The 18,929-nt window shown below is 49.6% G+C and carries 23 protein-coding genes and 2 pseudogenes; 3 read left to right on the top strand and 22 right to left on the bottom strand.

What is annotated here, in order from left to right; all coding sequences use genetic code 11:
- Window position 1: 1 nt before the first annotated feature.
- Together EDF75_RS03960 and EDF75_RS27235 are read right to left on the bottom strand one after the other, a co-directional pair.
- Window positions 2-241: a DNA polymerase V gene (locus tag EDF75_RS03960; RefSeq protein ID WP_133597186.1), complete on the bottom strand. Its 240-nt coding sequence runs from the start codon at window positions 239-241 to the stop codon at window positions 2-4.
- A 110-nt stretch (window positions 242-351) separates the two neighbouring features.
- Window positions 352-447: pseudogene (locus EDF75_RS27235) on the bottom strand (helix-turn-helix domain-containing protein); the annotation flags it as partial.
- A gap of 137 nt (window positions 448-584) precedes the next feature.
- Between EDF75_RS27235 and EDF75_RS03950 the strand changes: the two are divergent.
- The gene (locus tag EDF75_RS03950) at window positions 585-1,646 is read left to right on the top strand and encodes a hypothetical protein (protein WP_133597184.1); all 1,062 of its coding nucleotides are present in this window, start codon (window positions 585-587) and stop codon (window positions 1,644-1,646) included.
- A 50-nt stretch (window positions 1,647-1,696) separates the two neighbouring features.
- Here the strand turns inward: EDF75_RS03950 and EDF75_RS03945 are convergent, their stop codons facing one another.
- From EDF75_RS03945 to EDF75_RS03855, 20 genes and pseudogenes are all read right to left on the bottom strand, one after another.
- On the bottom strand, window positions 1,697-2,431 hold the full coding sequence (locus EDF75_RS03945) for a hypothetical protein (RefSeq protein ID WP_133597182.1): 735 nt from the start codon (window positions 2,429-2,431) through the stop codon (window positions 1,697-1,699).
- A complete protein-coding gene (locus tag EDF75_RS03940; RefSeq protein WP_133597180.1) occupies window positions 2,431-4,503 on the bottom strand; it encodes a hypothetical protein in 2,073 nt (690 codons plus the stop codon). Before EDF75_RS03940 ends, EDF75_RS03945 begins: the two co-directional genes overlap by 1 nt.
- A gap of 159 nt (window positions 4,504-4,662) precedes the next feature.
- Window positions 4,663-5,301 carry a hypothetical protein gene (locus EDF75_RS03935; protein ID WP_133597178.1) on the bottom strand — a complete coding sequence of 213 codons (639 nt, stop codon included), beginning with the start codon at window positions 5,299-5,301 and terminating at the stop codon, window positions 4,663-4,665.
- A gap of 81 nt (window positions 5,302-5,382) precedes the next feature.
- Window positions 5,383-6,045 carry a YmfQ family protein gene (locus tag EDF75_RS03930; RefSeq protein ID WP_133597176.1) on the bottom strand — a complete coding sequence of 221 codons (663 nt, stop codon included), beginning with the start codon at window positions 6,043-6,045 and terminating at the stop codon, window positions 5,383-5,385.
- Window positions 6,042-7,190 (bottom strand): baseplate J/gp47 family protein, encoded by a 1,149-nt coding sequence (locus EDF75_RS03925; protein ID WP_133597174.1) that lies wholly within the window; start codon window positions 7,188-7,190, stop codon window positions 6,042-6,044. The genes EDF75_RS03930 and EDF75_RS03925 overlap by 4 nt, the downstream gene beginning before the upstream one ends.
- A complete protein-coding gene (locus tag EDF75_RS03920; RefSeq protein ID WP_133597173.1) occupies window positions 7,180-7,629 on the bottom strand; it encodes a phage GP46 family protein in 450 nt (149 codons plus the stop codon). The genes EDF75_RS03925 and EDF75_RS03920 overlap by 11 nt, the downstream gene beginning before the upstream one ends.
- Window positions 7,626-8,204: a phage baseplate assembly protein domain-containing protein gene (locus tag EDF75_RS03915; RefSeq protein ID WP_133597171.1), complete on the bottom strand. Its 579-nt coding sequence runs from the start codon at window positions 8,202-8,204 to the stop codon at window positions 7,626-7,628. Before EDF75_RS03915 ends, EDF75_RS03920 begins: the two co-directional genes overlap by 4 nt.
- Window positions 8,204-9,280: a phage baseplate assembly protein gene (locus EDF75_RS03910; protein WP_133597169.1), complete on the bottom strand. Its 1,077-nt coding sequence runs from the start codon at window positions 9,278-9,280 to the stop codon at window positions 8,204-8,206. The genes EDF75_RS03915 and EDF75_RS03910 overlap by 1 nt, the downstream gene beginning before the upstream one ends.
- Window positions 9,277-10,677 (bottom strand): DNA circularization protein, encoded by a 1,401-nt coding sequence (locus tag EDF75_RS03905; protein ID WP_133597167.1) that lies wholly within the window; start codon window positions 10,675-10,677, stop codon window positions 9,277-9,279. Before EDF75_RS03905 ends, EDF75_RS03910 begins: the two co-directional genes overlap by 4 nt.
- 540 nt (window positions 10,678-11,217) lie before the next feature.
- On the bottom strand, window positions 11,218-13,008 hold the full coding sequence (locus EDF75_RS03900; RefSeq protein WP_166646113.1) for a lytic transglycosylase domain-containing protein: 1,791 nt from the start codon (window positions 13,006-13,008) through the stop codon (window positions 11,218-11,220).
- Complete coding sequence (locus EDF75_RS27025) at window positions 13,001-13,150, bottom strand: hypothetical protein (RefSeq protein WP_166646106.1); 150 nt, start codon at window positions 13,148-13,150, stop codon at window positions 13,001-13,003. Before EDF75_RS27025 ends, EDF75_RS03900 begins: the two co-directional genes overlap by 8 nt.
- A 2-nt stretch (window positions 13,151-13,152) precedes the next feature.
- Window positions 13,153-13,431: a phage tail assembly protein gene (locus EDF75_RS03895; RefSeq protein WP_133597165.1), complete on the bottom strand. Its 279-nt coding sequence runs from the start codon at window positions 13,429-13,431 to the stop codon at window positions 13,153-13,155.
- Between the two features lies 1 nt (window position 13,432).
- On the bottom strand, window positions 13,433-13,801 hold the full coding sequence (locus EDF75_RS03890; RefSeq protein ID WP_133597163.1) for a phage tail tube protein: 369 nt from the start codon (window positions 13,799-13,801) through the stop codon (window positions 13,433-13,435).
- A gap of 3 nt (window positions 13,802-13,804) precedes the next feature.
- Window positions 13,805-15,322: a phage tail sheath subtilisin-like domain-containing protein gene (locus EDF75_RS03885; protein WP_133597162.1), complete on the bottom strand. Its 1,518-nt coding sequence runs from the start codon at window positions 15,320-15,322 to the stop codon at window positions 13,805-13,807.
- Entirely contained in the window at window positions 15,319-15,480 is a 162-nt protein-coding gene (locus EDF75_RS03880; protein ID WP_133597160.1) for a DUF2635 domain-containing protein, read from the bottom strand. The genes EDF75_RS03885 and EDF75_RS03880 overlap by 4 nt, the downstream gene beginning before the upstream one ends.
- 3 nt (window positions 15,481-15,483) lie before the next feature.
- Window positions 15,484-16,029: a hypothetical protein gene (locus EDF75_RS03875; RefSeq protein ID WP_048263922.1), complete on the bottom strand. Its 546-nt coding sequence runs from the start codon at window positions 16,027-16,029 to the stop codon at window positions 15,484-15,486.
- Window positions 16,026-16,388 carry a head-tail joining protein gene (locus EDF75_RS03870; RefSeq protein WP_116955721.1) on the bottom strand — a complete coding sequence of 121 codons (363 nt, stop codon included), beginning with the start codon at window positions 16,386-16,388 and terminating at the stop codon, window positions 16,026-16,028. Before EDF75_RS03870 ends, EDF75_RS03875 begins: the two co-directional genes overlap by 4 nt.
- A 5-nt stretch (window positions 16,389-16,393) precedes the next feature.
- Window positions 16,394-16,774 carry a hypothetical protein gene (locus EDF75_RS03865; protein WP_133597158.1) on the bottom strand — a complete coding sequence of 127 codons (381 nt, stop codon included), beginning with the start codon at window positions 16,772-16,774 and terminating at the stop codon, window positions 16,394-16,396.
- Window positions 16,762-17,208 (bottom strand): annotated as a pseudogene (locus tag EDF75_RS03860) (hypothetical protein); the annotation flags it as partial. The gene EDF75_RS03865 and the pseudogene EDF75_RS03860, both read right to left, overlap by 13 nt.
- Before the next feature lie 46 nt (window positions 17,209-17,254).
- A complete protein-coding gene (locus EDF75_RS03855) occupies window positions 17,255-17,428 on the bottom strand; it encodes a GnsA/GnsB family addiction module toxin (RefSeq protein ID WP_133597156.1) in 174 nt (57 codons plus the stop codon).
- Window positions 17,429-17,754: 326 nt separating this feature from the next.
- On the opposite strand from EDF75_RS03855, the gene EDF75_RS27230 reads away from it, so the two are divergent.
- Window positions 17,755-17,916 carry a YnfU family zinc-binding protein gene (locus EDF75_RS27230; RefSeq protein WP_221180792.1) on the top strand — a complete coding sequence of 54 codons (162 nt, stop codon included), beginning with the start codon at window positions 17,755-17,757 and terminating at the stop codon, window positions 17,914-17,916.
- Between the two features lie 515 nt (window positions 17,917-18,431).
- A complete protein-coding gene (locus tag EDF75_RS03845; RefSeq protein ID WP_131049566.1) occupies window positions 18,432-18,680 on the top strand; it encodes a CsbD family protein in 249 nt (82 codons plus the stop codon).
- The last annotated feature ends 249 nt before the right edge of the window (window positions 18,681-18,929 follow it).

The raw sequence follows: 18,929 nt of genomic DNA, 5'->3' as shown, positions 1-18,929 counted from the left end.
ATCACAGCCCTCCGTTCGGGTTGTAGAGCTGGAATGTCCTGTCGTCGCCTTCCTGAGTTGAGACGTCGCGGAACGTGGTCACATAGCCCTCTATCCACTGATTCGCCTGCCGTGGCGACCAGTGCCAGTTATACCGCTCCAATTCCTGCAGGAATCGCCTGGTGGTGAGGATACGCCGACCGTTAGGCTGTATATCGATCGCGTTGCGGCAGGCGACCTCAATTTCGTACAAACGCGGCATGATCTGAACCTCTCGATGATACTGTTTTTATATACAGTAGTTTCATTACCTCATCAGATCAATACAGGTATCGTCTATCGATCAACTACACCGACACAACACAATGATTTTTAACTGGTGACCGGGAAGTATTTATAAATAGTTTTCACACCGACACCGATCACATCAGCCACCTGCTTCCGGGTAGCTCCAGCATCCGGCGCTCTCCTATACGCACCTCCCCACACACCTAAGACTTTTTAAACCGACAGAGAAGATTAGCTACAAACAAGCAACGCCTCTAGTTGAGAAGTTAATATTTTCTATTTATTATGTCATTACACAGCATAAAAAAGGATAAAGTATGAGCGAACCATCTAAAGTTATAGAGATTTTACCTGCATTACATGCATGTATCCTTGCAATTATGGGAGCAGTAGTTATCGCATGGTTTTTTTATGTATATCCAATAGCAGCCCAGAAAAACATAAAGGCTAAAGAGTTAGTATTAAAAACGATTCACTTTCAATGTCCAACCTGTATTTATACCTCAGACATTAAAATCCCCGTAGATACATCAGGGAAAATTGACAACCAACGGCTTTATGAATTAATCAATGATAAACAGATGCGTTCTGCTAGCCTTGGTGGAAATGCAGCATACCATTTAGAAGACTATGAACTCCATTTAAAGGAAACATTATTCTTATTAAATGAGATTATGACAACAAATCCTTTTTATGGAAATATCAATTACTCATACGCCCCTCCACACATTGACGACATCATCATACCAACTAGCGAAGATGCATATCAAATATCATCGATATTGAGCAAGTTAGTTTTCTCGTTAAATGTACAAATGCCTTACATCGAAAAAATACAACAAAAAATAAATGAAATTAAAAATAAAAAAATGGACCATGATCTGGAAGTTTTCAGAAAAGAAAAAAACCAGGAGCTTTACTTAAGAGTTGAGGAACTTACAAAAAAAGGCACTACAGAAAAACAAATCAATAATTATATTGAAAGTCAAAATCATATCATTGAACAAAGAGTGGAATCAAAAAAAAGACAATTTACATCAAGCTTTACAGACTATAGAGCAACGATACATGAGTATGTAAGCAAGCTTGGTGGTTTAATGTTTCATTATGAAGGACAAATACAAGATACAATAATAGATGTAGAAAAAACCGCATCTCGCTACAGTTTGAAAATGGTAATTCCAAAAACAATACAAATGATGCTTTTTATTCTTTTTTTTGGAGTTGCGATACCACTTTTCGTGCTTGGACCAATATCCAGCATAATCCCATGGGGTAATATTTTCATACAATTCATGACATATATTGTATGTATAATCACAATATTCCCTTACTTTTTAATGCTGAGTAAAATACTTGACTACACCAATGATTTATAAAGCACCCTGCCATTGGCGGGGTGCAGTTTAGAATTAATGCGTTTATCTTGTTAAATATAAATACCTTTATCATTACAGCGCACCTTAGCAGCCTGGTGCGCAGCTTCCAGCTCCGCAGCACTCAGAGTGCGGTTATAGAGTCCGAACTCAGGGAATTTGAACACGACGTTGCTCTGGTACGTTGTGTAACCGTAGTTCCCCAGCGCGAGCGGGCCACCTGCAGGAGTGAATGCGTTAGTGCCAACGATATCACGGGTATAATCAATGCCGCTGGCAGGTTGTACGACGCGCACATGTAATGTTTTGGTGGATACCTTCAGGCTCATTGAGATAAATGCGTAGCCCTCAGCCGTGATATCCGCGATTTTTGTTGAGGCGGCTATTGCGTTGGCCTTGAAGTTTAACCCGTTCTCGGTTTGCACGAAACCGATAGAAGTGAAGTTCCCCATAATCACGCCGACCAGTCCATCGGTGGCGTTAAACCGACTATTGGGTAGCAGGTTTACAACGCACATCATGGTTAAATCACCGATGTTGTCCTGCATGGGGCTGCGGACGGCTTTATTGAGCTGCGCGCTTACCTGCAACTGGTGATTGTTGAACGTGTTGCCTGCATCCATATTGGTCAACGTCTTACCGCCAACCTGAGAAACAAAGCGCTCATTATAAAAATCCCAGTAACCCCACGCTGTGTTGTCCAGGACACCGTAATATTCAATATCCGAAGACGGGATTTGGACGGTTGCGCGAGCGGATTCGACGGGAAGGCGAATAAATAAATTCATCAGATAGCTCCATTAATGGCGTTAATTTCGAGATGTGGGCAGAGGTAAAATAGCGGGCGGTCTTTACCATCAATAAATTGTGTTTCTGGCTCGGAGTCACGGAGGTTACCGCTCGCCCCCATCTGAATATTCAGGCCAGCCCCCAGGTAGTCGATACCGTATTTCACAACGACAGACGACAGAGACGCCGCACCGGTTTCAATAACCACTGTGTCGTCGTTTTCAATGCTGACAGCGTTAATCGTCACTTTCGAACCGCCGGAATAAACCGAGAATCCATAGTCCTGCGTTGCTTTCAGATTTTTCGTGTCGAGGACAAGCGGCGCCTTGGGCACATTGAATTTCACCCGAACCACACCACCGACATAAACGGCGGATATCGGGCGAATATAGCGGGGCCGGATACGGTCGTGCATCATTTGCTTGTATGCGCGACCGTAATAGCAAGCCGCCCATTTATACCCTACAGCCGTCATATGTAGCCCATCAGCCGCGTGCGGGAACATATAGAGCGGAGTAGCGAAAAAGAACATCGAGTTTTTTTCTGTAATCAGGTCGTAAAACGCTAACGCGGTGTTGGTGTTCGTCCGGATATTGGTCGAGTGCTGGTACACGATCATCGGTACCGGCGTTGTCTGCCCTGTGACCGCTTTAATATCGGCCTCAGCATCAATTCTTAACTGTCGAAGTGTTGCCTTGTATGCCGCCTTTGTCCCGTCAGGAATTCGCCCATCGGAGTTAGACTCCCCCTGCAGCCACATAATGACCTGCACGGCCACATCGCTGTTAAACGCATGAACGCCGGTCACGTGCGCCATAAATTGCGCGTTGTACCACGCGGTGCCCTTTTTCAGGTCTCCAATAGGTGCACCGGATTTACCGGCAGAACTGGCAAAAATGATATGCGACGCGGGGTCTACTCCGTTCTCGACATATGCGGCCAGGCTCGCATAGTTAGCCGCGCCTGAGCAGACCGTTTCACCGCGACTGGTACCGCCATCCGGCGACGGGTTAATCGAGTCCTCAACCAGCGGCTTTGATGCACTGAAATCCTGCGCATTCAGCCCGCCGCCACGCGTACCGCCGATATAGGTCAGGTTGCTGAATGGCTGCGTGGTGGACAGTAACGGGATGCCATCGCGTCCTGCCGCCAGAGACTGACCGTAAACCAGCATCTGGTTTATCAGGCGGGCCAGCGGGTTAAACGGCAGCGGTTCATCAATATAAACCGGGACGGTGCCAGTAAAATCCAGGCCAGCTGCGATAACCCGGTCGGCGCCAGCATCATAGCCCAGCAGAACTTTATTTTTACTGTCAGTCAGCACCGGATAAACCGTACTCGTCTCACCTGTAAATTTTTTGGCTGCGTAATCGTCATTCATCGTGCTGTTGCTGACGAGACCAACGCCATGAATCTCATCACTATCAGAGTCATAGCCCAGCATGATTTTATTCTGGGAGTCAGTCACGATGGGGGTTAGAGACGAGCCCTTGTAAACCCTTACTCCCGGAACAGCCTGAACTGTTTTACCAATATTTGACTCGGTTACCAGGCCATTACCCTGAATCTCATCTGTTACAGGGTCGTACCACATCACCATATTGTCACTGGCATCTGCTGCCAGTGGGCACAGGGATTCACCGGTATAATTCCCCATCCCCCCACGCACTGTGCTGACATCATCCCGAATGTCGCTAACCTGCTCCTGCACAGAGTCTACTGCCTGTTGTGAGGGCATCCTCCGCCCGGTGGCTTCTATCGTTCCGGCGTTATTGATGTACTCATCTGCCAGAGAAGCATCGCCAGTATTTCGCACCCATGTTATCGCGCCAACCGGAATTTCTCCGGCATCTGCCGCGGCCTGCGCTTCAGGTGCAGTAGTGAACGGCAGGCCAAGGAGCGAGATGTTTTTACGGGCGTCTTCGATTGCCAGCCGGTTTCGTTCCTGAATACCCGCCCAGGTGTCGAAATCCTTGCCGAGCCTGCCTTTTGTGCTCAGCTCCTCGCTGTTCATCCTGACGTCCAGCTGCTCGATGTTGTCCTCGAGATCGAGGTCATTGACGGAGCTCACAGGGTTTCCGGTATTGTGCATAGTTATTCGTCACCAGTTTTTATGAACGGGTCATCGCGCTAATGTCCAGGCGGAATTAACGTCGCGATGTCATGCGGAAAAATTTATTTATTCAACAGGGAGATATGTTTTTCGTTTAAACGAGGGTTTGTGCGAAAGTTAATTGGCTATTTTTTGCCAGAGTGTTGTCCTGTGCTGATCGTTTATCGTTTCTGTTTGCCCCATGCACCGCCACGAACCTGAAAGCGGGACGGTTGCATGATTCCCATCGCCTGTTGAAGGAAACAGCAAAGATCCATTCACTGTTCCACTGTACCCCACAGCTCCGTCGTACCATGCAAACGCGAAGGCCCCAATTTCATTGATAAAAGGTGGATTGTCTTTGGTCGCCATTGAACCCAGACCGAGATTAGAACGTGCCGTAGCCTTATTAGGTAAGTCGTCTAGATTTTGTTCTTTCTGCAACGCACCTGTAATACGTGCGTCGTCTCCAGCTGCCACCGTCCCTGCCGTAGTTCCTACGTTTTTGGTTGCTGAATTACCCAGATTCAAACTTTCACTAATACCGGAAGGATCATCCCGATTGAAAAATAATTTATTAAGAGCCTTGAGGACCTGAGTGGAATCATTTTTATCCAGTTCAATGTCGGCACTTTCTACAATATTGACCAATTCGGTTTGTACTGCATTAAACCATTCTGCGACCAGTCTCGTAGGTGAAACTCCACCAGCAACACGACCGTTAGTAAAAAGTCCGTCCAGTGCTGTAGCTGGCTCAACATCACTAATTTTTAGCATATTAGAATCTCTTAATATTTAAACTCACGGGCCTAATAAATTTACTGTACGCTTGTAACAATCAAATACCACCGATAAACATTAAGGCCATGTAATATTCATGCAGATATCAAACATCCTCCTGAACTTCGATGTAAGAATATCTGCCTGAATGCCATAAACATAAATAATGTTGATATGAGAAGGTGCTATTTTATTTAGTGCGCATTCCAGGTTTTTGTTCCCCCAGGATGCCAGAAGGTCACCGCAGTATGTCTGCCCGGCATACGCATTTCGGACGGTTGACCCAGGCACTGCAATTTTCCAGGTAAAAGGCCATTCCTCTCCGTTGATAAATTCCCCACATACAGACATCCCGCACATTGCTGGTCTGAACTGGAGTATAAAAATTTCATAACCCAGTGCGGCGGCAACGCTAATGTAGTACGCGCGATTCAGGCCACCCGTACTGATGAGCTTTGACGTAACAGCCCGCTGCCTATCCCGTATGCTGCCAATTTCGCTGATTGCGCAGTCATCAGGTAGCCCGAGAGTGTTCTCCCACTCAGGCAACATCATCAATGCAGTGGCAGGAAAACCACCGCTCAGCAGCGTCTGAGCATCAGTATCAGAGCGGGCAAACGAGGAACCAATCGCCCGTATCGTCGCGTACTGGGTACTGGTGACATCACGGGACCAGGCGAGACCGACAGGCAGAAGCGAAACTAAACCGCGGGTATAGTCATCAACTGAATACAGACTCATGTAAAGTCAACCTCACCCAATAATGGCAGTTCACCCGTTTCCAGGATGATATTCTGCGCCGGTGATTCCAGCACGTATCCCGTCGTGCCAGCAACCTGACTGAGTGCCCCGTTAATATCAGAAAGATAAATTTTCCCGGATCCATCTGGTGTGCCGTTATCAAAAAAGAGCAAATTAATAGCCTCTTTTATTGCCTGCACAGTGTCGCTGCTGGCATCAGGAATACCTGATATCGTGAATGGGACGATTTTTTTTATCGGGGAACAGACATAGATAATCGCGGTATCGGCCTGAAGAGGATAAATATAGTCCGCAACCCTACCCTGATCCCCGGTCGCTTTTATCGCTCCCCAGTCATCAAGCACTGACACGCCATCAGTGCCGACCGGGAAACCGTTATTCGTCGTGTCATTGCCATCACACATGATGTAAATAACGACGGTGCCAACCCCCATCCCTCGCCGTTTTACCCAGGCACGGGTTACGCCAGGGATTTCAAGCGCCCATTTTTTATAATCGGCGTCACTCCCGCCTTGGGGCGGGTTCTGGTACGCCTGCAGCCCTCGTTGCCGGAAATCATCTTCTTTTTCGATATCGGCCCCGCCTGTCGCCGGCTCAATCAGCGTCAGCGTATTGTCGATACCCGGTACGTTTGCATCCAGCGTCAGCAACGTGCCGGCGTCGGCATTTCCTGCGCTTCCTCCGCCGCTAACATCGTCAGAAATATCGGGCAAAATAGCCGTAACGGAAGCAGTACCGCTTTTCCCGGCTGATATAACCAGCTCTGCGTCAGTGACATATTGATAGCCGTCGGCCCGGTTCAGAACAGTGCCCGCGGGAAGAGTGGCCCCGGCGGTCCCGGTAGATTTTACTGCCGGTGATCGTGCCGCGGTGGCCGCTTTCCGGTAAGTCTGTTTAAGTGCCATCCAGCCTGCCAGCCATTCCCCGGTGGAGGTAAACGGATTCGTCTGCAGGGCAATATAATCCAGGTAGGCGTAGTGCAGGTGCGACATGCCGGCATCCATGTCCGCGACAACCTTCAGGTTTCCGAAGCGAAGCAACGCACCGATATTTTTTAATTCTGCCTGCATAAACTGCCGGTTTTCTTCGCGCAGCTCACTCAGCGTTTTTCGTTTAAACGGCATTGTTTATTTGCTCCCAGATCCAGAAAAATGCGCTCTCCTGCCAGTCTCCATTCGGCGGCAGATAACGAATTATCAAATTGAGCCTGTTCGGCATGACGATCTGCGTTGTGAAGCTGATATCACTGACCACACCATCATCTTTCAACCAGTCAAGGGCCTCTTTTGCGTACTCTTCTGCCCTTATTGCGACATTGGTCGTCAGTTTTTCACGTCGCAACAACCAAAGCCGGCTACCCAATTGCATATCGGCGTCTGAATCCCCCCACCAGCCACGGCGATCACTACCGTCATAAGTATCGTCCCGGCGGGCAAGACGATCGGTGAACAGGCTGATAATGATTGCAGTTTGCAGGTCGTTGCCGGTTTCCAGCGCGCCGAGATCGGCTCGCCAGTCAGCACGAAGCGCATCAACATTCCAGAATGATGAAATATCACTCATACCTGTTCCCCCGGATTCTCGCTGGTTACGGCGTCGTTACCTTGTTCAACCCCTTTCACTTCGTGGTTGTGCTCGTTATATGCGTCCCGTAGCTGTTTCAGCGTTTTGTTGTTCGTTTCGCAGTTATCGATAACGTCACCGGTGACGAGTAATTTAGGCGTAATGAGCTTCACCTGTTCTGTCGCTGTAGCAGTCAGATTTTTTGCGTTATTGACGGTGACGTCCTGGCCTTTTGCATCGATGCTGATACCGCCCTCCGTCAACTGGATGTACAGCCCCCACTGGTTGTACATTACCGTTTCACCGGGACTCAGATCTGAATGGCGGTACCCCTGATGGTTGGTCGCGATGACTACCGGATTCGAACGATCACCGCCCAGGAACGCCAGCACGACATCGGTACCAACGGGAAGCCCGGAGGAAAACCCAAATTCGGCCAGCCGGTGGGCGCTGGCGACCTCGAGCGGGGTCTGATACTGCACGGACTGGGTTCCACCGTCGTCCTGCATCGCAGTAACTCGGCCCACGCCCAGCATACTGGCAATACGGTTTGCAATATGTCGAAACTGGTTCATTAGCTGAATCCTGCTATCTGCTGGTAAAATGCATAGGGTTGTACTGCAAACGCTTCCTGCGGCATCAGCGTCAACCGAGCATGCGTACCATCGCTGTCCCGCATAAAAGTCACTTCGGCGATCAGCAATTCAGTATCCGGTAACCTGAGCGTGGGGAGATTCACCGGGATCAGCGTATTTGGCTCCCACAATTTCCCGGCCTTATCTCGCCAGCTGTCTACCGTGACGCTTAACTGCTTCGAGCGGCCGTACCGGCGGTTCATCTCCCAGTCGATCGCGCGCTGCGCCTGCTGCGACGCCATCAGCGTACTTTCAACGATAATGATACGTTTACGGTAACGCATACCCGCCGCTTCAGGGTCACGCGCGGTCGCCAGCGTCACAGCGTCATAGGCCGTATCAGGTGAAAACCCGGCGATCGGCGACACGCTCATCGAGACGCCGACATAATCAGAGAATCGTTCCGACATATCCGCGCGGTAATACGCCTGCTCGACGTTCTCCCCTTCCGCCACTCCACTGGCCGCCCGCCGGGTGCCTACACGGGTAAGCAGCAGGTTACCGTCGGGCAAATCGTAATAAAGCAACGCCGACCACCTGGATACTCGTTCGATGATCTCCTGTGGCGATTCCCCCCAGTTAATCGTGAACTGGGGTACCTCCACCAAATCATCGACATCGGATGAAACGGTAATGCCGTACCATGAGGCCAAGCGGGAGGCGATATTCAGCGCATTACTTCTGTTGATGACGTTGTTAGGCCACTCGGCGGAACAGTCCACCAGATCCTGACATTTGCTGCGACCGTTCGCCTGCACCTCATGTCTGGCACGCGTTATCGCGGGCTCCCAGCTGTCAACATAACCCGTTATCACCGGGTCCTCACCAAAGCTGACCTCGCACGGTGCCCCCTCCACCACCAGCTGTTTTTCGTGGGTTCCCGGATAATAGTCCAGAAGGCCCAGGCTAAAATCGGACGGGAAGCGCTCAACAGATCGCGTCACGCGGACTGAATCCCAGCCCTCTATTTTTTTGTCACCGACTGTCAGCGTTACTACATCCTGATCATCGCTCATTGTCGTAGCACCTTCATCGAAACAGGCATAAACGCCGGGTGCGGTACGTCTGATTCCTGAATCAGCTCATCAGCGCGCCCGACATCCTGATATAACCGGTTAGCCAGCGTCAGCGCGGGTAGTGGTTGCGCAGAATTGAACTGCATGAGCTCGCTTAAACTGGCTGAAAGCGCCGACATGGTGTCAAGAAATGACGACCTGACCAGCAGCAATGAACTGTAGAGCTCATCGTCGGCGCGGTCACCTGTCGCCAGCAGGGCAGCATCCAGTTGGTCTGAAACCCGGCGGGTTATCTGCTCTGCTTCGTTACGACTCGTCGGGTTTGATTCGGCGGCTGCTGCCGCCATTGCACCGCTGCACAGAACAATGATGAGAACATTTACGCTTTCCGCTATATCCGCGCCGGCTGACGACTGCTGATATTCTGAACTGGTGGCATTGGCCAGCTTTTCCAGCGCGGTTATCCGCTCATTAACACCACCGGTGCAGTTCAGGATCGAGTTAATTACGTCAGCAGTACGCTGCGTAAACTCGTCAACCGTGGCAGAACTATTCAGGCCGGTGACAGTGTCAAAAATCCCCTGACGGTCCATGATAGCGCTGGCAGAAATCTGCTCAGACAGTGATTCAAAATCATCGGAGTCATCGGCAGAGCTACTACCGGTTACACCTGATGAGCTGCCGCCCACATTCCCCTTGCTATAGCGCCCGTAGCGCTGATTCCCGAACGTTGATTTGAGAACGTTGCTGACGTTCGTCACTTCGTTGGTGGTGCTGTCAACCATGTTCGTCCAGAAAGCAATCGTGCTTTTGATAGTTTTGATCGCCTGCGTCACGCCACGGATTTCACCTTTAATCCGTGCGATGGTACTGAATACGGTGGTACTGACCAGCTTCAGGTAATTTGTGCGAACGGTTTTCCCTGCCGTACTGCTGCCGGTGACTGCAAAAACCTTTATCCCCGACTCGAGCGCCATCAACGTGAATTCAAAAACACGGCCGGCGTCTGCAGACCCGGAAAGTCGAAGCCCATTTTCCGGTATAGCCACGGTCATTTCGCCCAGCGTGGGATGGATTAGCGTGCCGGCGCCTTTCTCTTCGCATGCGCTAATTAGCGCATGCCGCTGGGTAATAACATCCCCGCCGCCATAAACCTGACTGTCCTGGATAAGAAACCCACGAATGACGATACGCCGAACGCCGCGACCCATGTCTTCCACCCATGCAGTGTCGCGGTACGGATACTCATGTACGGCCTGCCGGCGCCCGTGGCTTCCCTCTTCGGCGATCACAGCAAACGGAACGCCTCTGAAGGTTGAGGGGCGTAATTTACTCTGCCAGTCATCACTGGCGTCGCCGCCCATCAGCGACGAAATCGCATCCTGAATAATCGGCATTTAAGCTCCGGGTATAAAAAAACCCGCCAGTTGGCGGGTTGTAATGTGTGTTTTCATCTACTAAAGATAGGGGAATAATGAAAACCCATCAGCGGATTTGGCAACAATCAACGTTCTGCCATCCGCTGTTTTGATTACCGCAGACTTCTCGGATAGTTTCATTACACTGGTAACTTTTATACTATTACCATCAAGGTAGTCATGAGTTACATTAATTGAGTTATAACACAATGAGCCACTTACATAAAACCCCTGGTAATTTTGATTGCATTCGTTCAGATTGGATAATTCACTTTTAAATGAAACATACAACCCGATAAATGCTACAACAACGATACCAGAAAAAAATGAGCAATGGTTCTCTTTCTGCTTTTTACTTTGCTGAAAGAAAGCCCAAGGCAAATAAAAAATATTATTATTAGAACGAGAAAACCTTGATAAACACTCATAAATCACCAACCTTTTTATTAGTTTATACTACTACCCATCATCCTTACGGTCAGATAGTTTGCCTTGAGTTGGTGATTTTGTCATCAAACACTAGTAGTTCATGGGTAACGTTATTCGTCCCCCGCTCTGTGTATCAAATACCTTCCGGTCTCCTCTCTCGTTAATCGTGGTGATTTCGAGTTTAAGCTTGTTATCTTCCATAGCGCTTTTGAATGACTTGGTAATGTCGTTTACAGATACCTGACCGGCGTTCTGGGATGGCTGTATAATGCTCTCATTGCTACCCTTGTTTATATCTCCCCGACCGCCACTAGCGGTATCGTTGATAATTTGCTGGTAGCGAGCCAGAACAGCGTCCGGGTAAGCAGCATTGACACTGCCCCATCTCCTTCGATCATATCCCCCGTGGTAGTAACGCAAAGCAAGAGGTACATCACCACTTGAATTACGAAGGTTCTCGGAAAGGATATGGGCCCCACCAAAAATGTTTTGCCTGGGGTTCGTCCAGTCAGTAATCCCAAGATTTCTTAGATTCGCCGGAATAAGTTGCATCAACCCTCTTGCATCAGCGTTGCTTACAATGTTTGGATCACCACCAGATTCTTGCATCATAATGGCCTTCAATAATCTGGGATCAATCCCGTACTGCGCCCCTGCTTCGTTGAGAATGTCATCATACTGGTTGTTACTCCTGTTCTGCCGATAAGGTATTTTGTTATTACCAGGTACATTTTGCGGCATAATAACCGACATATCACCCTGAAGTTTTACTGCCGCGTCCGTTGCGCCATATTCTGCATCATAACGCCGACGCACGGCATCAGTCATAAACCCGGCATCAACAGCACCACGCTCCCGGCGACTCAGTTTATTATAAAGATCCTTATTCCCCTGAATTCGCCGTAGTTTATCCGCATCATCGCTGCTGACAAATCCCAGCGCATGAGAAAGTCCGGTAAGGTCACCATTGGTAAATAAATCAGTTATACCTTCGAGACCATCCTTAACAGAACCATCAGATATTGTGAATTTGAGGGCTTTTTTTTCTGCCTTATTAATCAACCCATCCCAGGCTGCCCCCAGTTCATTCATCGACATGTTTACGTCTGAAAGCTGTTTGTTAAGCGAAGGATCGACTGTTAGCCCCAGCTTATCCGCTTTAGCAAGCAGACTCGAATACCTGACGCCCTCACGCATCAGGGTCAGCATATCGGGCGTCAAACCCATAGCATCCGCGAACGATTTTTGCTGATCAGGGCGCAGGCGAGGGAAAATGTTTGCGATAGATTCAAGCGTTTTGAGGGTGTTAACAGAACCATCATTATTCTTATCGATCTGAGCTCCGATCTGCGCCAACGCCGCCAGCGCGCCGGCGTTCTTCCCGCTGGCGGCTTCATTGAGGGTTTTAAAAATACTGTCGATGGATGTTGCGGCACTATCGCTGTCGCTCCCCAGAATACGCATAGCGCCGGCCAACCGCGTAAAATCCTGGACACTCATAGCCGTGTTCTGCGCTTGAGTGTCCAGGTTGTATGCCTCTTTAGCTGCATCACGGAATCCATCAGCAACCTTTTTAATACCATATCCTGCAACACCGACAGCGCCGACGCTCGCCATCTTCCCTGCCAGTTCGCCCACGATTTTCAGCGGGGGGATAATGTCACCGATGAACTGAACGTTATCCCGGGCGCTGCGGGCCATTTTATCCAGCCGGCCACCAATATCATCCAGGCTATCAACCGTTTCATCACCGCCAAGCTTCAGGTTTTCACGGGTCTTTTCCAGATGAGGGACCAGGTTCTGAATAGCTTCATTGATTTCGTCAATGGTCGCGCTGACCCTGTCATCCGCAATCAGTTCAAAATCGAATGCGTTACTCATCCCCGCTTCCTCCCGACTTCAGTTTGTTGATCCGACTGGCCTGCGCCACCCACCAGAGCAGGCGTTTTTTACTCATCCCCCACGCCCTTTCATCGCTCCACCCGAAATAGAAGGTGACGTCCGCCGCCACCTCCTGCCACACGGTCAGGGCTTCCAGTTCAAAAAACCGAGCAGGTACTCCTTACATTGGCAGAAATCAATATAATCCATCGGAGCCAGGACGCTTTCGCGGGTATCCGTCACCAGTGCGATCAATAAACGCATTGCGGCAATGGAGGTGGATGATTCCTGTTTTTCGTAAAACTGCTCAACCTGACTGAGCGTAGGGGCTTTTAGCTCCAGCTGGTCATAACGGCTTTTCTGAACGATATCTTCGAGAGGTTTAATCAGGGCGATAATTTTGGTGCGTTCTAATTCTGCCATCTTAGTTCTCCGTGACGTCGCGTCCTTCCCAGCGAACATCGAACACTGCATCTTCGCTTTCCACTTCCTGAACGTTCACCGTCCAGAGCCCGCGACCAATAATGGTCTTTCCATTAGCCAGTTCAGCGATAACGTTGACGTTGGTCTGATCGTTAAATCCCTGCACATTAGTGCCACCGCTATCGCGCAGGCGGGCCGAAATATACGGCGCGACAGGCTTCTCTTTATACCCATGCACACCATCCATCCCGGTCAACGTGGTGCGGTTTACCGTAGAAGGCTGATATTTGAATGAGCCCTCCACCATCACGCTCACGCCATTTACAGTGACGTAGGCGGTACCTGCAAGGCGGTTTGAGGTATCAGCCATAATTTATGCTCCTGCTTCGGTTGATTGTGCCTGCGTGCGGAACTGGTTCAGCAGCGCGAATACCCGCAGCTGGTTCATCACCGTTCCCGGCCACAACACATCGACACGGTTAGGGTTACTCGCGTTTTGCTCGACGATGATGTTTTTTGCAAATGCTGCGGCATCCTGGGCGTAGCCGTTATAGACCAGTGTCTGATATTCCGCGATCTGGTCTGCCCGGATAATATTTGGCGTGACGATCGCCGCGCCAGGTGCAAAACGGGTCCCGTTAGCGGCCAGTTTCATACGGCCAAATTTGCTGGTTACCTGGGTGCGCAGGTAGCGCACAACAAACATCAGGTTGAACAGCGTTTCGACCTGCAGATAGCTGTCATCCTCGTCACCGTACGCATTTTTCTGATACGTCGTGATGATGTTCTCTACGCTGACCGTCCCGTCATCTGCCACGGTATACGTAGAAATGCCGCTGAAGAGTAGGTTGTTACGCTCAGTTGATTCGAAACGGTCCTCCAGCGCTGGCGCCATAACGCCGTAAACCGGCAGGCTTTGCAAAGGACGTCCCGGATCGTTACGCAAGCTCGGAGCAATCGCACCGACAAGAGCAGCAGACCAGATATAAAGCGGTGACGGTGAGCGGTATACACCCAGCAGCGTCTCATGCTGGTTATTTCGTAGCTCTCCTTTGGTGCCCAGCTCTGCATACGTTCCTGAAGTACATCCTAAACTGTGACCGTAAAGCTGCTTATCCCACGCCCATCGGCCAGAGGCGTCATTCAGAAACGCCTTCATTACATCCAGCGATGCAGTGTCGTCAAAGGGGTTGACGATAAAATCAAATGTCTTGTCCTGAAGGTTAGCCAGCGCATCCAGCAGGTCAGGTGCGCCGGCACCACCCGCCATCGCTGTAATCGTTAATGCCAGACCAGTTGGCGTGCTTTCGCCGCCCTGTGTACCGAGGTAGTTAAGGCGCAGGTCCAAAGAGTTACCCAGGCTGCCCGGATTTTTCGCCACCAGCTTGACCGTATCGGTAGCGCCACTCTCTACACTGGCCACCACCGGTAAGGCGGTATTTTTGTTGATAGCGGCAGCCAGCCCAGCGGCGATCTGAACAGCAGTATCAGCGGCCATCACCGACATCTGGACGCGGGTACCGGCGATATACAGGGAGATAATCCCCGAACTCGCTGGCGCGCTCGTAACTTTAATGCTCCCGACTGCTGCAGTCATCGCCTCAGTCGGAGCCAGTGGCATGATCCAGATTTCCGCAGAAGTGTCATTTTGCAGGTAGGCCGCCGCCATGCCGTGCAGCATTGACCCTTTTCCCGTCAGCTCGGCCACGCTGTTTGCAGAGGATACGCGGGCAGGCGTACCGGGCGCTGCCGTACCAGCAGAGTCCAGCATCTGGCCAATCAGCAGCGTCCGCTGTGTGGCCGTTGCCGTGTTTGCCATTGAATTATCGAACTCCACAAAAAACAGCGGCGCGCGCCAGTTTCCGGGAATTCTGGAGAATGGGATCGTCATTTAGCAGCCCCTTTTTTCGGCTCAGCCAGAACAACATCACCGTCACGCAGCCGACGGCGCCAGAAGGTATTATCCGGAACTTCCCCGCCCTCTTTGGGCAAAGGCTCTCCCCGGACGGGGCAGCGAACGCTAAGCCCATCTTTTGGTTTTACAAACATGGATTACTCCTGCAGGTTAATACTGACGCCCGGGCGCGGTGTGCCATCCGGCATTTCGATGGTGATATCGATCCCCTCCAGAGGTGGCGGGTCGATGGGATAAAAATCTTCCGGCCCCTGATAATGTTCGATGTCGATCTCAAACAGCAGCTGACCCAGATGCGCCTCACCATCACCGTCAACGTCAATCGTCGAACGGATTTCCGCGTACTTCTGGATTTTACGAGTGAGCTCGTAGCTGTTGATGACCGCCCTTTCTACCTGCTCGCGCAGGTCCTCCAGCGACTCCTCGGCTCGTAGCGCCCCATCATCATCGGTTTCCCCGTCATATTCCTGGACGCGGCCAGTGATGCGAACGGTGGTCACCGTGGTAAACGCCGGCGTATTCCGCCCCTGCGCCTTTTTATGGTCAAACGGAGTTTGTACCAGCAGCGCCGGATAAAGCGCCGCCGAGGTTGGCCAGTCCCGCGGGGAATAAACGCGGTCGCCGGCATCGGTGTGCCCGACCAACGCCGTCACCACCATTTTGCGAATAGCTGATGCATTCATCGTGCTTTCACCACATTGAGAACAAGGCGGGATCCGCCATGACTGTCAGGCTCGACATTGGACACCACGAATAACTGATTAATGACGTGGCCGCCGACGGTTTTAATAAACACCCGGTCCGATACTTCAGGCTGAGGTTTCCCCAGCTTGCGGAACTCGGCATCACGTACGCCGAGCATCGGACTGGAGGTATTGATCACTGAATCCCCATCGAGGTTTTCAGCAGCCTGGGCATACCCACGGTCAAAAATGCCGTTAATCGAAAAAGGAGCAGTACCGTCTTTGGGACGGTACTCGTGTTCATCGCCGAAGACGCTATGTAGCGGACTTAATAGGTGTAAATCCCAGTCGACGCCCATACCAGTTACTCCGTCGTGACGCTTACGGCTGGCGCAGCAGAAAGCACGCGCTGACGCAACACCTGAACATCAGCAATCACGCCAGCGGCAAGCAGGCGATCGGCATCCGTTCCGGTTACCGGGATGCGCGTATTTTCGCGGTAAACTTCACCGTCATGACGAATGCTGTTTCCCTTCAGAACCACAAATTCAGGCTCCGAAACAGCTTCGACTGAATCATCCCCTGCACCATCATCACCAGATGAACCATCAGCGTTTGTATCGCTATGCACCTGATTGTCCTGGGTACCTTCTCCCGCGTTCAGGTCCTCAGCGTTAAGGTCTTCAACGCCAGCGCCCCCCGCATTCAGGTCATCCACCAGCACCGATTTAGTTTCTTTCGCCATATCACACCACCGTTGCGCAAAGGGACGCGTTTAGCGTTAACGCCATTCACCTCACCGATGAACACATTCGGCTTCGCTTTCATCTGCGAGAGCTTATTGCGCGGCATGTTGCCGAACTTGTTCAGCTTGATGTTCTTCGGGTTGAGAAGTGCCTGGCTGTTCAGCTTATGCTCGCCGCCAAACTCGAAAGGCTCCAGATACTCAGCGGCGATATCACGTACATAAACTTTCGCGCGGAGGTTGTTCTTTCTGGCCCCCGATGAGCCCACAGCATTAACCGTGAACGGCGTTGGCGATTCCAGCTTTCGCCCCAGTGCGACTTTTTGCGCTGAGGCAATATCCCGTACGACAGCTGTCATGGCTTGAGCTGTGGCGAAAGGGATCTGCTTCTGCAACTGCTTAAGCTGTCGGGATAAATCATTAAGCGTTGCCATCGTGTTTTACCAATAAAAAAGGCCGCCGCAGCAACCTTTATTGCGTTTACATCAGCTTTATTTTTACTTCGTATCCATCAAGCCCATTCATTGTCTCAAGTGGAACAAACTCGATTTCTGAAACCTCTTTACCAGTTTTCTTCCTGATTTCAGCGATCTTTTTCTTAATGAGTGCCGAGATTTCGTCTTCGGCTTTACGTTCAAATTCTTCACTTTTCATTGAAACACTCCTTAAGTGACCCCAACCGATTATAAATAATAGATTATCTCCCCTGACAATGCTTAGGAATCATCATGCTAGCCAGGTATGTTACCTTCCGCACCTGCTTAGAAGGAGGTACTGGCGGACTTCAGTCATAGTTTATGTGAAATTTAAAAACGATACTGTGCACAGGTCCATGATCGAAATTCTTCAGCCTCAGTGGCAAAGTGACCGTATTGCTGGATGAAAAATTCGATGCTTCGGCGACAGGGCTGATTAATAAATGAGCAGCGCATCAATTGCAGGAGTATACTGAATACCCATACATCAAGCAGGAAATATTTATGACTATATTTGATGACCTTAAGATGTACATGGACAAACAGGTTAAAGTGACTTGCCCTCACTGCTCTCACATTATGGAGCAAAGCTCCAGCAAAATGCGTAAAAACGTCACCTGTATTTGCCCAAAATGTGGATACTTTTTCCTTCCGGAGGAAGGGTAAAAGACGTTATAAAATTTCCATTGTTGCTTCTCAGACCTTACCGCTTAGGACTCATTGCAGCAAATACAGAAACATACAGTATGACTTCTTGCGAGAAGATGGAATATCTGTTCACTCTGACATGTATTATTACCTCAGGCATGATTTTTAAAAAAGATTACAAGCCTGCACTTTATACGAGTCATTTCTGGTTCATCTATCTACTATTGGCTGACTCGTATGAAAAAAACGAATGATAATTTCCCTTGGTTGTTATGTTTGACTTGCACCTCACGGAGGTGCTTTTTTTTCGGCCGTAAAACACAAACGAATAACAACTAAAAACATTGAATTATTTACAGGCACTTAGGGAACCACACTTGCAAAAACTTTGCATAATAAGATACATAAAATCATATCAATCAACTGTTATTAGCGCATTTAAATATATAAACACACATCACACTAGATTATGCACAACTCTTTTATTTAACTACTACAATTAAATAACACGCTAGATACCGGAGAATAAAATCATGTTCAATAAAAATCATAGAAAAGACAGAGAATTACCAGGTGAGTTAGAGGAAAATTATTCTGAGGTTTTAGAACCACCTGAGAATCAGTTTACAGATGCCGCAAAAACATCTGCTTCACGAGCAAACCATGCAATGCGCAATAGCGCAAAAAATGTCAAAGACAGTATAGAATCCAATCCATTCAAATGTGTAGCCGTCGTCGCAGTTACTGCTTTAATAATCGGTTTTTTCCTAGGTCGGAAATAGTTTAAAACTAGTTAGTCTTAGACCTAACCAGCACGTGACTGCCCACCACGTTGCGTTGCTGGATATACATTTGCGATATTATTGTGTCAATGTTCACCGTACCCTTCGATAGTTCACCTTCACTGGTTTGTAGTGTGCTTGTACTTCCGCCTTCTAGTGACATTTTGACGATAGGACCTGCAACCGAGCAACCAACAATAACCCCTCTACCAGCATGTTTTCATATAACAGGCCAATGCTGCATTTATG

It is taken from the genome of Klebsiella sp. BIGb0149, from assembly GCF_004362605.1.
Classification (GTDB): Bacteria; Pseudomonadota; Gammaproteobacteria; order Enterobacterales; family Enterobacteriaceae; genus Klebsiella; species Klebsiella terrigena.
The sequence above is the reverse complement of the archived record's forward strand: the minus strand, read 5'-3'. Positions and strand labels throughout refer to the sequence as shown.

Bases quoted from the DNA above. Each gene is read 5' to 3' on its own strand.
- EDF75_RS03950 (WP_133597184.1), top strand. From the start codon at position 585: ATGAGCGAACCATCTAAAGTTATAGAGATTTTACCTGCATTACATGCA.
- EDF75_RS03910 (WP_133597169.1), bottom strand. From the start codon at position 9,280: ATGAGCGATGATCAGGATGTAGTAACGCTGACAGTCGGTGACAAAAAA.
- EDF75_RS03875 (WP_048263922.1), bottom strand. From the start codon at position 16,029: ATGAATGCATCAGCTATTCGCAAAATGGTGGTGACGGCGTTGGTCGGG.
- EDF75_RS03885 (WP_133597162.1), bottom strand. From the start codon at position 15,322: ATGACGATCCCATTCTCCAGAATTCCCGGAAACTGGCGCGCGCCGCTG.
- EDF75_RS03845 (WP_131049566.1), top strand. From the start codon at position 18,432: ATGTTCAATAAAAATCATAGAAAAGACAGAGAATTACCAGGTGAGTTA.
- EDF75_RS03870 (WP_116955721.1), bottom strand. From the start codon at position 16,388: ATGGGCGTCGACTGGGATTTACACCTATTAAGTCCGCTACATAGCGTC.
- EDF75_RS03930 (WP_133597176.1), bottom strand. From the start codon at position 6,045: ATGAGTCTGTATTCAGTTGATGACTATACCCGCGGTTTAGTTTCGCTT.
- EDF75_RS03855 (WP_133597156.1), bottom strand. From the start codon at position 17,428: ATGAAAAGTGAAGAATTTGAACGTAAAGCCGAAGACGAAATCTCGGCA.
- EDF75_RS03900 (WP_166646113.1), bottom strand. From the start codon at position 13,008: ATGAGTAACGCATTCGATTTTGAACTGATTGCGGATGACAGGGTCAGC.
- EDF75_RS27230 (WP_221180792.1), top strand. From the start codon at position 17,755: ATGACTATATTTGATGACCTTAAGATGTACATGGACAAACAGGTTAAA.
- EDF75_RS03920 (WP_133597173.1), bottom strand. From the start codon at position 7,629: ATGAGTGATATTTCATCATTCTGGAATGTTGATGCGCTTCGTGCTGAC.
- EDF75_RS03945 (WP_133597182.1), bottom strand. From the start codon at position 2,431: ATGAATTTATTTATTCGCCTTCCCGTCGAATCCGCTCGCGCAACCGTC.
- EDF75_RS03890 (WP_133597163.1), bottom strand. From the start codon at position 13,801: ATGGCTGATACCTCAAACCGCCTTGCAGGTACCGCCTACGTCACTGTA.
- EDF75_RS03880 (WP_133597160.1), bottom strand. From the start codon at position 15,480: ATGTTTGTAAAACCAAAAGATGGGCTTAGCGTTCGCTGCCCCGTCCGG.
- EDF75_RS03865 (WP_133597158.1), bottom strand. From the start codon at position 16,774: ATGGCGAAAGAAACTAAATCGGTGCTGGTGGATGACCTGAATGCGGGG.
- EDF75_RS03935 (WP_133597178.1), bottom strand. From the start codon at position 5,301: ATGCTAAAAATTAGTGATGTTGAGCCAGCTACAGCACTGGACGGACTT.
- EDF75_RS03915 (WP_133597171.1), bottom strand. From the start codon at position 8,204: ATGAACCAGTTTCGACATATTGCAAACCGTATTGCCAGTATGCTGGGC.
- EDF75_RS03960 (WP_133597186.1), bottom strand. From the start codon at position 241: ATGCCGCGTTTGTACGAAATTGAGGTCGCCTGCCGCAACGCGATCGAT.
- EDF75_RS03905 (WP_133597167.1), bottom strand. From the start codon at position 10,677: ATGCCGATTATTCAGGATGCGATTTCGTCGCTGATGGGCGGCGACGCC.
- EDF75_RS03925 (WP_133597174.1), bottom strand. From the start codon at position 7,190: ATGCCGTTTAAACGAAAAACGCTGAGTGAGCTGCGCGAAGAAAACCGG.
- EDF75_RS03895 (WP_133597165.1), bottom strand. From the start codon at position 13,431: ATGGCAGAATTAGAACGCACCAAAATTATCGCCCTGATTAAACCTCTC.